This is a genomic window from Streptomyces sp. NPDC090021 (assembly GCF_044748225.1).
GTDB lineage: Bacteria > Actinomycetota > Actinomycetes > Streptomycetales > Streptomycetaceae > Streptomyces.
Genome location: NZ_JBIVFO010000039.1, coordinates 60,424 through 73,477, shown reverse-complemented (window position 1 = coordinate 73,477; position 13,054 = coordinate 60,424). Strand labels below are relative to the sequence as shown.

4 protein-coding genes and 2 pseudogenes (1 of these 6 cut by a window edge) are annotated in these 13,054 nt (G+C 74.2%); all 6 read right to left on the bottom strand.

Annotated features, from left to right (window positions below; all coding sequences use genetic code 11):
* A pseudogene (locus tag ACIPXC_RS27355) lies at positions 1 to 209 on the bottom strand (oxidoreductase); the annotation flags it as partial.
* Between the two features lie 832 nt (positions 210 to 1,041).
* Complete coding sequence (locus ACIPXC_RS27350) at positions 1,042 to 1,542, bottom strand: hypothetical protein (RefSeq protein ID WP_401623486.1); 501 nt, start codon at positions 1,540 to 1,542, stop codon at positions 1,042 to 1,044.
* A 268-nt stretch (positions 1,543 to 1,810) separates the two neighbouring features.
* Positions 1,811 to 1,990, bottom strand: a pseudogene (locus ACIPXC_RS27345) (transposase family protein); the annotation flags it as partial.
* A gap of 10 nt (positions 1,991 to 2,000) precedes the next feature.
* On the bottom strand, positions 2,001 to 3,011 hold the full coding sequence (locus tag ACIPXC_RS27340) for a helix-turn-helix domain-containing protein (protein WP_401623484.1): 1,011 nt from the start codon (positions 3,009 to 3,011) through the stop codon (positions 2,001 to 2,003).
* A gap of 236 nt (positions 3,012 to 3,247) precedes the next feature.
* Positions 3,248 to 12,478, bottom strand: a complete 9,231-nt coding sequence (locus ACIPXC_RS27335; RefSeq protein WP_401623482.1) for an SDR family NAD(P)-dependent oxidoreductase — start codon at positions 12,476 to 12,478, stop codon at positions 3,248 to 3,250.
* Positions 12,475 to 13,054 carry the 3' end of an SDR family NAD(P)-dependent oxidoreductase gene (locus ACIPXC_RS27330; RefSeq protein ID WP_401623480.1) on the bottom strand. It continues 6,455 nt past the right edge of the window, so the window shows 580 of its 7,035 coding nt (coding positions 6,456-7,035); its start codon lies beyond the right edge, outside the window; it ends in the stop codon at positions 12,475 to 12,477. The genes ACIPXC_RS27335 and ACIPXC_RS27330 overlap by 4 nt, the downstream gene beginning before the upstream one ends.

The following is a 13,054-nucleotide window of genomic DNA, read 5'->3' as shown; positions in this document are numbered from 1 at the left end:
ACATCGACGAGCCGCGGGTTCTCGATCTCCTGGCCGGCCGCGAGCTGGTGCAGCCGCAACCGCTGCACGAAGTCCGGCTCGGCGTTCACCACGGTGACCTCGACCTGCGACGGCGCCAGCCGCCGCGCCAGTGTTCCCGCGACGTAGGCCCCGGCGTAACCGGCACCGAGAACCACGACGCGGTGCTTCGTGCTGTTCCTGTCAGGCATGGCTTCCTCCTCAGCATCAAGGCGTTCGGGCACAAGACACCGCACCACCGCCCCCTGTGACAGGAAGTGACCCGGATCACCTTCCGGAGGGCCCGGCGAGCGCCGGAAAGCGAGGGCCCCCGGGGCGGCCGGAGTCCGGCCGCCCCGGGGGCATCGATCGGTTCTCGCCCTCAGGGCCGTCCCGCACCGAGAGGACCACTGCCGGACCCTGGCGAACGCGCGGGGCCGGGCCGGAACGTCCCCCCTCGCGGCAGGGTGTCCAACCTCACGGCTGAATCGGCTGTGGCGCGTCCCGCGGGGCTGAGGCTGGGGCTGGGGCTGGGGCTGGTACGGCGACACCCACACCCACTACGACCTGCTGACCGAGCCGTTCCCGCACCCTGATTGCTGGAGGGCGGCTTCTCCACCCCCCTCGTCGTCACGGGCCCTCACCACGGCGGGATGTGGTTCGACGGCCGTGCCACCTGCGCCCAGATCCTCCCCTGAGACGGGCCGGTCGACCCGTGTTCTTCGCGGAGTGGGTCGAGCTGGGAATGAGCCTGACCCCGTGGTGAACCGAGAGGCTTACTGAGTCTGCCTACGGCGTCGCCCCCGGCCGCGGCCGACGAAACAACGCCGCAGCCATGCCTTCCCTGACGTGCTTACGCGAGGCTCCTGGAAGCACGGTGGACTTTGATCGCGACACCGTCTACCAGGAGCTTCGTCGTTGCGCAGGAGCGTCCAACTCGTGGCCGCTACCGCCAGGTCGGAAAAGGCTCACCGGACATCTTCCGACGGAACGGAACGAATGAGTGAACGTACGCCCGGGCGGATTGCGGCGGCGTAAAAGCTGTTAGGCCCATCCCTCGGAACCGTATTCACACAGGACTTTCCTCGTGCCCGACATCTTGCAGACTTCGAGCCAAACACGCGTCTGCTCCGGGAGGTCACCGGTCTGCCAGCCCGTGCAATAGTTTGCATTGTGACCGGCAGTGCTGGCGGTGCGAACGACTTTGCCGGTGTCTCGATTGGTCAGCCACGCCTTTATGTAATAGCCATCGCTGGCCAGGTCGCAGGCTTTCAGTGCGTCACCGGGCGTGCTCCCGATCGGATCGGCATTGAACCATCCGTACCCCGCAGTGGCGCAGTAGTCCATCGGGCACCGCCCAACGTGGACTGTGATATTTGTACTTGCCTGCGCCGGAGTCGTGGCGAACATCACCATCCCCACGGCCGCCACTGTCGCCGTGAAGGCACTCCTGGCAAAACGGGGCATCCGCACCGCATTTCCCCTCTCTGTTGATCCGCCTGGTCCGAGTGTCGCCTGAAAGCGGTATTTTTCTACTTTGCTCACGCCGGTACCTCACCGAGTGGACTGCCGCGAGCGCGTTCAAGGTACAGCGGGTGGAAGACAGATAGTTGGCATGGAGTCCGCAGCAACTATGCAATGCGTCTCCACCTGTGTGGTGCTGGTTCTGCCCGGGGAAGTCCTTCTGCACGCTTCGAAGCGCTTGAGCCTTTTCCAACCTCACGTTGAGGCGTGGTGAAGGACGACGACCGCCTTCACCACGACCGTGATCCGGTTCGTGCTGCAGCGGAGCTTCCGGAGGAGGTGCCAGCCCCTTCATCGCCGCGGCCAGGGATGGGGCGAAGGCGGCCAGTGCGTCGACGGCCTCGCGTATGTAGCGGAAGGCGGCCGCGATCCCGATAGCGAACCCAGCGGCAAGCTGGGCGGAGATCTCACCACAGTGCAAGTGGGCAAGGGCAAGCAGGGCCTGGCGCCCTGGTGCCAGTCGTCGCCACGGCAGCGTCTCAGAGTCGGGGCGCGCCGGCAAGCGACCGATTGCGGTGCTCGCGCGGCGACATCCCGTGCGCGGCACGGAAGGCACGGGTGAAGTCGGAGGCGCGGGGGAATCCCCAGCGGGCCGCGATCGTGTGGATCGGGGTGGCGAGCAACGCGGGGTCCGCGAGGTCGCGGCGGGCCTGTTCCAGGCGGCGAGCACGGATCCAGGCGGCGAGCGTCTCGCCGCCGGAGTGCCGGGTGAACACGCGGTGGAGGTGGCTGAGCGAGACGTGGTGCACGGCGGCGATGGTGGAGGGGGTCAGCTCGGGGTCGTGCAGGCGCTGGTGGACGAACGCCCGGACGCCCTGGACCAGGACCTGCTGCCGGGTCTCGGGCGGCAGCGCGGCCTCCGCCTCCAGCGTGTGGGCCAGCCAGGCCGACACCAGGTCGAGCACGGTCGCCCCGAGGCGGGGCGCGTCGGACGGACGCAGGACGTCGGCCTGCCCGCCCAGGCCGAGGAGGAAGTCCGCGAGCAGCGCGCCCATGCCCTCTCGTGCCGAGAGGCCGATGCCGCCCAGGTCCCGCAGCTGCCCCGGAGGTATGGGAAGCAGCGCTCTCGGGAAGTCGACGGCGACGCCCGAGACGGGGCGGCACTCCCCGGTGTGCGGGCAGCGCAGCTCCTGCGGCCGGAGCTCGAACGGCTGCGAGCTGTCGACGAGATGGATGTCGAGGGGGCCGAGCTGGGTCGTCCGGTCGGCACCGTGGGTCAGCGTCATCGCCCCGTCGAGCAAGAGTGTCACGTGGTAGCACTCCAGATCGTCGTTGCGCGCTGTACGCGCCGACCGCCAGAAGCGCGCCGGCGCGAACGACGTATTCATCACAGTCACCGCACCCAGCTCCATGTGCCGCAACTCCGCCCGGAAGTCGGCTGCATGAACGCTGACGACATCGGCGGCACGGGATTGGACGAGCATGTCCCGCCAACAGTCGAACCTTCCCTCCACGGGCACGTCCTCGGTCCGGAACACAGTTCCGATCATCGCAGTGATCCTCCGCTCCCCCGTCGGGTGTGTGGTCTCGTCCCGTGGAAGGTGCAAAGGGCAGGGGACGTGATATCCGCCGAGATCCTCCCATGCCACTCGGGTGCCCTGACGAGCTCGTGCACGGTTGGCGGTACGACGCTGGATCGTGATCGCTGATCACGTTCGTGTCCTGATCCGCGGGGCGCCGTACTGAGGGATCAGTACGGCGCCCCGCCGGCCCGGCCGCCGACGGCTCAGGCAGGGGCCGCGCTCAGCTGCTCGACCACGAGGTCGGCCAGCACCTGCGGTGTCGGGCACTCGTAGAGGAGGTCCGCGGGCCACTCCAAGCCGGTCAACCGGGTCAGGTGGTCGCGCAGTTCGAGCGCGGTGACCGAGGTCAGGCCCATGTCGAAGAACTCGCCCTCGGCGTCGATCTCGGACGCAGACTCGTACCCGAGCACGGCGGCCGCGAGGCCCCGCACACCGCCGAGCACGGCCTCCGCCCACTCCGCGCGGGGGAGTCCCGCGAGGGTGGCCCGGAGTTCGGAGTCCTGGGGCCGGGGACCGTCGGGCTCGGGTTCGGGTTCGGGTTCGGGTTCGGGCTCCAGTGTGAGGTCCGTCGCCTCTTCCGTAGCCTCCTCGGGCTCCGCGGCCGGCGCGGTCCGCGTCACGTGCGTGGCGTCCAGGAGGCGTACGGCCGTCTCCTCGGTGGACATGGCCCGCCACAGCCCGCTCACCGCAGCCCTCGGGTCGAGGTCGGGGTGGACCGCCACGGCGAGCGAGGCTCCCGCTTCCCGCACGGCCTCCCCCACGGACACGACGGCCACGAGCGGCGCCGCCACGTCCTCGAACCCGCTGCCGGCCCGGACGATCGCCGCCGCGAGCCGTACGGTCCCCTCAGCGTCCCCGAACTCCAGGGCGCCGGACGGGCGGTCGGCGCCGCCGGCCACCAGGCAGCGCGCCCCCGACCCGAGCACGGCGTCGACGGTCGCCGCGGTGAGCGCGTCCGCCGGGCCTGCCACCAGGACGTCCCCCTCGGGACGCCACACGCCGGTGCGGCCCAGCGGCTCGTAGGCGCGTACGAACATGCCGTCCGGCTCGATCCGGGTCTCCCGGTACCCCTCGGCGACGGCCGCGCACAGGCGGCTGCGCGCGGGTGCGTCGAACTCCTTCGGGAGGGTCACGGCGTGGTCGCAGCCGGGCACCGCGCCGCCGCCGTCGACGAGGGCCCACCGGGGCACCCCCGCCTCGGCGACCGGTTCGGTCCCGGGCAGGGCCATCACGAGGTCCGGACGCCCGGCACCGCCCGAGCGGACCCGGGCTCCGTGCCGGACCAGGGCGCCCGCGACCGCATCGGCCAGGTCCTCCTCGCCCCTGGAGGGGGCGAGCAGCAGGACGTCGCACGCGAGCTCGGGGGCGGGGCCGTCCGGCACCCGCTGCCACCGCGCCCCCTCCAGGACCGGCGCCGCCGCTCCGGAGCGCAGCCGGCCGAGGGCGTCGAGCACCTGGGCCGGTGTCTCGTCGCCCCGCAGGTCCAGCAGGTCGAGGGCGGCGCCGAGGTCGGCGCTCTCGACGGCCGACCAGAAGGGATCGAGCGCGGGTGCCCGCTCCCCCGCCGCACGTACGGATACGGGTACGGGTACGGGCGCGGCCTGCGCCACGGCGGCCGGCTCGGGCCAGTAACGGCGGTCCTGGAAGGCGTACTTCGGAAGCCGTACCGGGGTCGTCGCCCGTCCGGCGTGGACGGCCGCCCAGTCGGCCTCCACTCCGTGGGTGTGCAGGAGCCCCAGGGCCTCGACGGCGGTGCGCACGTCGTCGCGATCGCGGCGCAGCAGCGAGACGGGGCGCACCGGGTGGCCGGGCAGGCACGATTCGACGGCCGGCGCGAGGACGGTGTCGGGACCCAGTTCCAGGAAGGCCGTGGCTCCGTTGCCGTGGGCCTCGCGGACGGCGTCGAAGAAGCGCACGGGGCCGCGCAGTTGGTCCACCCAGTAGTCGGGGGTGTCCATCGGGTGGGCGGTACGGACGGTGGAGACGACCGGGATCGCGGGCCGTCCGAAGCGGACCTCTGCGGCGGCCGCCCGGAACTCGGCGAGCGCCGGGTCCACGCGGGGCGAGTGGAAGGCGACGTCCACGTGCAGCCGGCGCGTACGGTGGCCGCGCTCCGAGAGTTCCCGGGCCGCGGAGAGGACCTCCTCCTCGTCCCCGGACAGGACGACGGCCCGGGGTCCGTTGACGGCTGCGATGCCCACGCGGTCGGTGCGGCCCTCCAGGACGGCGAGGACTTCCTCCTCCGCCGCCCGTACGGCCACCATGGCTCCCCCTGCGGGCAGTTCGCCGAGGACCCGGCCGCGGGCGGCGACGAGGGCGGCGGCGTCGGCGAGGGGCATCAGGCCCGAGACGCAGGCCGCCGAGAGCTCTCCGATGGAGTGCCCGATCAGGGAGTCGGGGGTGACGCCCCAGCTCGACAGCAGCCGGAACTGGGCCACTTGGAGGGCGAAGAGGGCCGGCTGGGTGTATTCGGTGCGGTCCAGCAGGCCCTCCCGCTCGAAGACCGCCTCGCTCAGCGGGGTGTCGAGCCGGAAGTGCGCGGACACCTCGTCGAAGGCCTGCGCGTACACGGGGAAGGTCTCGTACAGGCCCCGTCCCATCGCGGGGAGCTGGCTGCCCTGCCCCGTGAAGAGCAGGGTGAGCCGCTGCCCGACGGCGCGCGCCCGGCGCAGGCCGTCGGCCGTGCCGTCGGCCGCCAGGGCCGTGAGGGCGGCGCGCCGCTGCTGTGCGTCGGCGCCGGTCACCATGGCCCGGTGGCGGTGGGCGGCCCGGGTGGTGGACAGGGCCCGCGCCACGGCGGGGAGGTCGGAGGTGTCCGACTCCAGCAGTCGCCGGGCCTGGCCGCGCAGGGCTTGTTCGGAGCGCGCCGACAGCAGCCAGGGCACGCCGTCCAGGGCGGGCAGCGGCTCCGGGGCGTCCTCGGGGCTCGGTGCCTGCTCGATCAGCACGTGCACGTTGGTGCCACTGATGCCGAAGGAGGAGACTCCCATGCGGCGGGGCCCGCTCTCCTCGGGCCAGGGCTGCGCCCGGTCCAGCAGGGCGATGTCGCCGGCGGTCCAGTCGACGTGCGGGGAGGGCCCGTCGATGTGCAGGCTCCGGGGCAGCAGGCCGTTGCGGATGGACAGGACCGCCTTGATCACTCCCGCGATGCCGGCGGCCGCCTGGACGTGACCCACGTTGGACTTGAGGGAGCCGAGCAGCAGGGGGGCCGGCCGGTCCTGGCCGTAGACCGCGAGGAGCGCCTGCGCCTCGACGGGGTCGCCGAGGGCCGTGCCGGTGCCGTGCGCCTCGACGGCGGCGACGTCGGCGGGGAGCAGGCCGGCCGCGGCGAGCGCGGCGCGCATCACCTTCTCCTGGGCCGCGCCGTTGGGGGCGGTGAGGCCGTTGCTGGCGCCGTCGGAGTTGAGGGCGCTGCCGCGCAGTACGGCCAGCACCTCGTGGCCCTGGGCGCGGGCCCGGGAGAGGCGTTCGACGAGCACCACTCCGGCGCCCTCGCCCAGTGCGGTGCCGTCGGCAGCGGCGGCGAAGGGCTTGCACCGTCCGTCGGCGGCCAGTCCGCGCTGGCGGCTGAACTCGACGAAGGGCACCGGTGTGGACAGTACGGTCACTCCGCCGGCGAGCGCGAGGTCGCACTCCCCCGCCCGTACCGCCTGGGCGGCGAGGTGCAGGGCGGTCAGCGAGGAGGAGCAGGCCGTGTCGACGGTGACGGTCGGGCCTTCCAGCCCGTAGGTGTAGGCGACCCGTCCGGACAGGACGCCGCCGCCGACGCCCGGGGCGAGGAAGCCCTCGGCGGCGGCGTTCTCCAGGAGGCGGCCGTAGTCCTGGTACATGGCGCCGACGAACACGCCCGTCCGGGTGCCGCGCAGCGAGGCCGGGTCGATGCCGGCGTCCTCGCAGGCCTCCCAGACGGTTTCCAGCAGGATCCGCTGCTGCGGGTCCATCGCGACGGCCTCGCGGGGCGCCACCCCGAAGAAGGCGGCGTCGAAGGCGGTCGCGTCGGCCATGAAGCCGCCGTGCCGGGTGTAGGTGGTGCCGGGGGCGGCCGGGTCGGGGTCGTAGAGGCGCTCCAGGGGCCAGCCCCGGTCGTCGGGGAACGGGCCGATGCCGTCGCGTTCGGAGACCAGCATCTCCCAGAGGTCGTCGGGGGTGCGGACGCCGCCGGGGAGCCGGCATCCGAGGCCGACGAGGACGACGGGGTCGTCCGCGTCGGCGGCCGGGGCGCGGACCGCGGCGGCGGCCGCCGGGGCCGTGCCCGCGAGGAGTTCGTCCAGGTGGCGGGCGACCGCCGCGGGGTTGGGGTGGCTGAACACCAGGGTGGCCGGCAGGCGCAGGCCGGTGGTTCCGGCGAGCCGGTTGCGCAGTTCGACGGCGGCGAGCGAGCCGAAGCCGGCGTCCTTGAAGGCCCGGCCGGGGTCGACCGCCTCCGGCGAGGTGTGCCCGAGGACGGCGGCGGTGTGCCCGACGACCAGGCCGAGCAGGGTGCGCAGGCGCTCGGGGGCGGTCTTCCCGGCGAGGCGGGCGGCCAGTTCGGAGACGGCGGCGCCGCCCCCGGGTGCGGCGGCGCGGCGCGCCGGTTTCCCGGACAGGTCGCGCAGCGGCGCGGGGACGTCCTCGCCCTGTGCCCGCAGGGCGCCGGGGTCGAGCCGGATCGGGGCGAGCACCGGCTCGTCCGAGGCCAGGGCGGCGTCCAGGGCGGCGAGGGCGTCCGCGGTCGGGAGCGGCTGGAAGCCGGAACGGCCGAGGCGGGCCCGGTCGACGCCGTCCGTCATGCCGCTGGTGGCGTCCCACAGGCCCCAGGCCAGGGAGATGCCGGGCAGGCCCTCGGCGTGGCGGCGGCGGGCCAGGGCGTCGAGGCCGGCGTTGGCGGCGGCGTAGTTGGCCTGGCCGAGGCCGCCGAGGATGCCCACGGCCGAGGAGAACAGCACCAGGCGCGCCTGGGGCAGCAGTTCGTGGAGGTGGAGCGCGGCGTCGAGCTTCGACCCGAGCACACGGTCGAGGCGTTCGGGGGTCAGTGCGGTCACCAGGCCGTCGTCGAGGACGCCGGCGGCGTGGACGACGGTCGTGAAGGAGGCTCCGCCGGCCAGTACCGCGAGAGCGGCGCGGTCGGTGACGTCGCAGGCGACGGCCCGGACCTGGGCTCCGGCTCCGGTCAGTTCCTCCGTGAGGGCGGCCATGCCGGGTGCCTCGGATCCGCGCCGGCCGGCCAGCACCAGGTCGCGTACGCCGTGTGCGTGGACGAGGTGCCGGGCGACGAGCTGCCCCAGGGTGCCGGAGGCGCCGGTCACCAGGGTCCTGCCGAGCTCGCCGGTCCCCGCCGCAGCGGGGAGGGCGCGGACCAGCCGGGGCACGGTCGCGGTCCCGGACGTCAGGGTGAGCTGGGGCTCGTCCGTGGCGAGGGCGGCGGGGATCGCTGCGAGGGTGGTCCCGTCGAGGTCGGCCAGGTCCAGTACCCGGAGGCTGTCGGGGTGTTCGAGCTGGGCGGACCGTACGAGGCCCGCGGCGGCGGCCTCCGCCACGTCGTCGTGGACCCGGCGGGTGACGAGGACGAGCGTGGACCCGGTGTGGCTGTCGTCCGCCAGCCAGTCCCGGACGAGGGCGAGCGTGCCGCGCACGGCCTCTGCGGGCTCGCCGGCCGGAGCCGGCACCAGGACGTGGCGCGCGGGGTCCTGGGTGGGCTGCTTGCCCAGCTGCCGGGCGAGTTCCGGGTCGCGTACGGCGTAGTCCTCGTGCCCGCCGCCGGGCAGGGCCCGGGTCACCCGGTCGGGGCGCAGCAGGTCGCCCCGGTCCGGGCGGCCGAGGGCGCCGGCCGGAAGCTCGCGGAGCACCAGGGTGTCGACGGAGGCGACGGGTGCCCCGGTGGTGTCGGTGAGGGTGAGGCGGACGGCGTCGGGGCCCGCGGCGGACAGGGTCACGCGCACGGTGTCGGCGCCTGCGGCGTGGAGGCGCAGGCCCTGCCATTCGAAGGGCAGCGCGGGGCGGCGGCCGTCGCCGGTGGTGAGGAACCCGCCGAGGGCGACGGGGTGCAGGCACGCGTCGAGCAGGGCCGGGTGGAGGGTGAACGCGCCGGCCTGGTCGGCGTCGGGCAGAGCGACCTCGGCGTGGAGGTCCCCGTCGCGTCCCCGCCACAGTGCCCGCAGGCCGCGGAAGGCCGGGCCATAGGCCAGGCCCGCGTCCTCCAGGGTCGCGTAGAGGGCTTCGACGTCCTGGGGTTCGGCGCCTGGCGGCGGCCACGTGGTGGTGGCGGGGACCGGTTCGGCGACGTCGGGCAGGAGCACGCCGGTGGCGTGCGTGGTCCAGTGGCCCGCCTCGGTGAGGGTGTGCAGGGTCAGTCCGCGCGAGCCGTCCTGGGCCGGGGCCGTGATGTCCACGCGCAGCCGGATGTCGCCCTCGTCGGGGAGGAGGACCGGTGTGAGCAGGGTGAGCTGGTCGACGGCGGCGCAGCCGGCCTCGTCCGCCGCCCGGGAGGCGAGCTCCGCGAGGGCCGCGCCCGGCAGGACCACCTGTCCTTCGACCGTGTGGTCGGCGAGCCAGGGCTGGGCGGCCAGGCCGAGCCGGCCGGTGAGCACCAGGCCCTCGGCGGCGGGCAGGGCGGCTCGCAGGACGGGGTGGTCGACCTCGTCGAGGCCCAGGGCGCCCGCGCCGCCGGCACCCGGGCCGGGGCGCAGCCAGTACGGCTCGGTGAGGAAGGTGGTGGTGGGCAGGTCGATCCGGCGGGCTTCGGGCCAGAGCGCGGACCAGTCGGGGCGTACGCCCTTCACGTACAGCTGGGCGAGGGCGTGCAGCAGCTGCTCGGGGCCGCCTTCGTCGCGGCGCAGGGTGTGGGCGACGGCGGTGTCGGTGCCGAGCGCGTCGACGGTCTCCTGTGCGCCGGTGGTGACCACCGGGTGGGGGCTGACCTCCAGCAGGGTGGTGCAGTCGTGCCGGACGAGGGCGGTGACGGCCTCGTCGAAGCGGACGGTCTCGCGCAGGTTCCGGTACCAGTAGTCGGCGTCGAAGGCGTCGGCCGTCTCGATCCAGCGGCCTTCCACGGAGGAGAAGAAGGGGATTTCGGGGGCGCGCGGCCTGACGGGGGCGAGGGCCTCCAGGACCTGGGCGCGGACGCCTTCCACGTGCGCGCTGTGCGAGGCGTAGTCCACGTCGACGCGCCGGGCCCGTACGCGGTCCTCCTCGCAGGCGGCGAGGAGTTCGTCGAGGGCGTCTGTGTCGCCGGAGACGACCACGGAGGCAGCGCCGTTGACGGCGGCCAGCGACAGCCTGCCGTCCCAGCGGCGGAACCGGTCGCGTGCCTCGTCGGCGGGCAGCGCGAGGGACATCATGCCGCCGTGGCCGGAGAGGGCGGTCAGGGCTCGGCTGCGCAGGGCGACGACGCGGGCGGCGTCCTGGAGGGTGAGGGCGCCGGCCACGCAGGCGGCGGCGATCTCACCCTGGCTGTGTCCGGCGACGGCGGCCGGGCGGACACCGAGGGAGCGCCACACCTCGGCGAGGGCGACCATGACGGCGAACAGGGCGGGCTGGACGACGTCGACCCGGTCCAGGTCCTGTTCCCCGCGCAGGACGGCGGTCAGCTCGAAGTCGACGTAGGGGGCCAGGGCGGTCTCGCACTGGGCTATCCGTTCCCGGAACACCGCGTTGGTGTCCAGCAGGCGCACGGCCATGTCCCGCCACTGCGAACCCTGGCCGGGGAAGAGGAAGGCCACGCCGCCGCTCTGCCCGGTGGTCCCTTCGACGACGGCGGCCGAGGGCCGGCCGGCGGCCAGGTCGTCCAGTGCGGCGAGGAGTTCGGCCCGGTCGCCGCCGAGGACGACGGCGCGGTGCTCGTGGGAGGCGCGGGTGGTGGCCAGGGAGAGGGCCACGTCCTCGGGGCGCGGTTCCCGCGGGTGTCCGGTCAGGAAGGCGGTGAGGGTGGCGGCCTGGGCGCGCAGTGCGGCGTCGGAGCGGGCGGACAGGGTCCAGGCCAGGGGGCCGGGCCCCGCGGGCGCCGTCGCGGGACGCTCGGGGCCCTTGGGGCTCTCGGGGCTCGTCGCGTCCGCCGGTCGGTCGTCGTGGCGGTCGTCGTGGCGGTCGTCGTGCCGTTCGGCAGTCCGGTCGTCCACCGGCAGCGGAGGTTCCTCGATGATCACGTGGGCGTTGGTGCCGCTGACCCCGAAGGAGGACACGGCCGCCCTGCGGGGTTCCGTCCCGGCGGGCCAGGGCGCGTCCTCGGTGAGGAGTTCCACACCGCCCGCCGACCAGTCCACGTACGGGGTCGGGGCGTCGAGGTGCAGGGTCCGGGGCAGGACCCCGTGCCGCATGGCCATGACCATCTTGACGATCCCGGCGACACCGGCGGCGGCCTGGGTGTGACCCAGGTTGGACTTGACCGATCCCAGGCGCAGCGCCCGGGTGCGCTGCCTGCCGTAGGCGGCGAGCACGGCCTGGGCCTCGACCGGGTCCCCGAGGGGGGTGCCGGTGCCGTGTGCCTCCACCGCGTCGACCTGCTGGGGCGTCAGGCCGGCGTCGACGAGGGCCTCGCGGATGACGCGCTGCTGGGCGGGGCCGTTGGGCGCGGTGAGGCCGTTGCTGGCGCCGTCGGAGTTGACGGCGGTGCCGCGGACCACGGCGAGTACGCGGCGGCCGGCGGCCAGGGCGGTCGCGAGGCGTTCGACGACGATGACGCCGGCGCCCTCGGACCATGCGGTGCCGTCCGCCCCGGCGGCGAAGGGCTTGCAGCGGCCGTCGGGGGCCAGGCCGCGCTGGCGGCTGAACTCCACGAAGGCGGCGGGGGTGGCCATCACCGTGGCCCCTCCGACGAGGGCCATGTCGCACTCGCCGCGGCGCAGGGACCGGACGGCCAGGTGGAGGGCGACGAGCGACGAGGAGCAGGCGGTGTCCACCGTGATGGCGGGGCCGCGCAGGCCCAGCTGGTAGGCGACGCGGCCGGAGACGACGCTGCCGGCGCCCTGGGCGCCCGGGTAGTCGTGGTGCATGACGCCGGTGAACACGCCGGTGCGGCTGTCGCGCAGCGAGCTCGGGTCCAGGCCGGCGCGCTCGACGGCCTCCCAGGAGGTCTGGAGGATCAGCCGCTGCTGGGGGTCGGTGTGGAGCGCCTCCTTGGGCGAGATCCCGAAGAATCCCGCGTCGAACCGGGCGGCGCCGTGCAGGAATCCGCCCTCGCGGACGGTGGTCGTGCCCGGGTGGTCGGGGTCGGGGTGGTGGAGCGTGTCCAGGTCCCAGCCCCGGTCGCCGGGGAAGGGGGTGATTCCGTCGCGGCCCTCGGCGACGAGCGACCACAGGTCGTCGGGGGACTCGACGCCGCCCGGGTAGTGGCAGGCCATGCCGACGATGGCGACCGGTCCGGCGGATCGCTCCTCGACGTCGCGCAGCCGCTGCCGCGTCGACTGCAGTTCCGCGGTCACCCGGCGCAGGTAGTCGCGGAGCTTGTCCTCGTTGGTCATCGGGAGCGTTCCTCCAGTCCCGGCAGCGGGCTGCCGAGCTCGGCGTCGATCAGGGCGAAGACCTCGTCGTCGGTCGCCGAGGCGAACGCGGTGACGGGTTTGGTCGCGGTGTGGGGTGTCAGGTGGTCGAGCAGGCCGCGGACGCGTTCCGCGGTGCGGTCGCGGGACACGTCGTCCGTGGCCGCCGCCGTGAGGGCGGCGGCCAGGCGGTCGAAGGCCGCGAACAGGGTCGGCAGGTCGGTCGCCTCGGATTCGCCGGCGAACCGCTCGCCGAGGTGGGTGACCAGATCGGCCGGGGTGGGGTGGTCGAAGACGAGCGTGGCCTCCAGCGACAGGCCGACGGCTGTGCCCAGCCGGTTGCGGAACTCGATGGAGCTCAGCGAGTCGAAGCCGAGTTCCTGGAAGGACCGGTCGGATTCGATCATGGTGGCGTCCGCGTAGCCGAGGACGGCCGCGGCCTCTCCCCGGACCAGTGCCGACAGCCGGGCGCGCCGCTCGTCGGGACCGAGGCGGGCCAGGCCCGGGTCGGCGGCGGGGGCCGCCGCCGGGGTCCGCACCAGGCTGCGCAGCACGTGC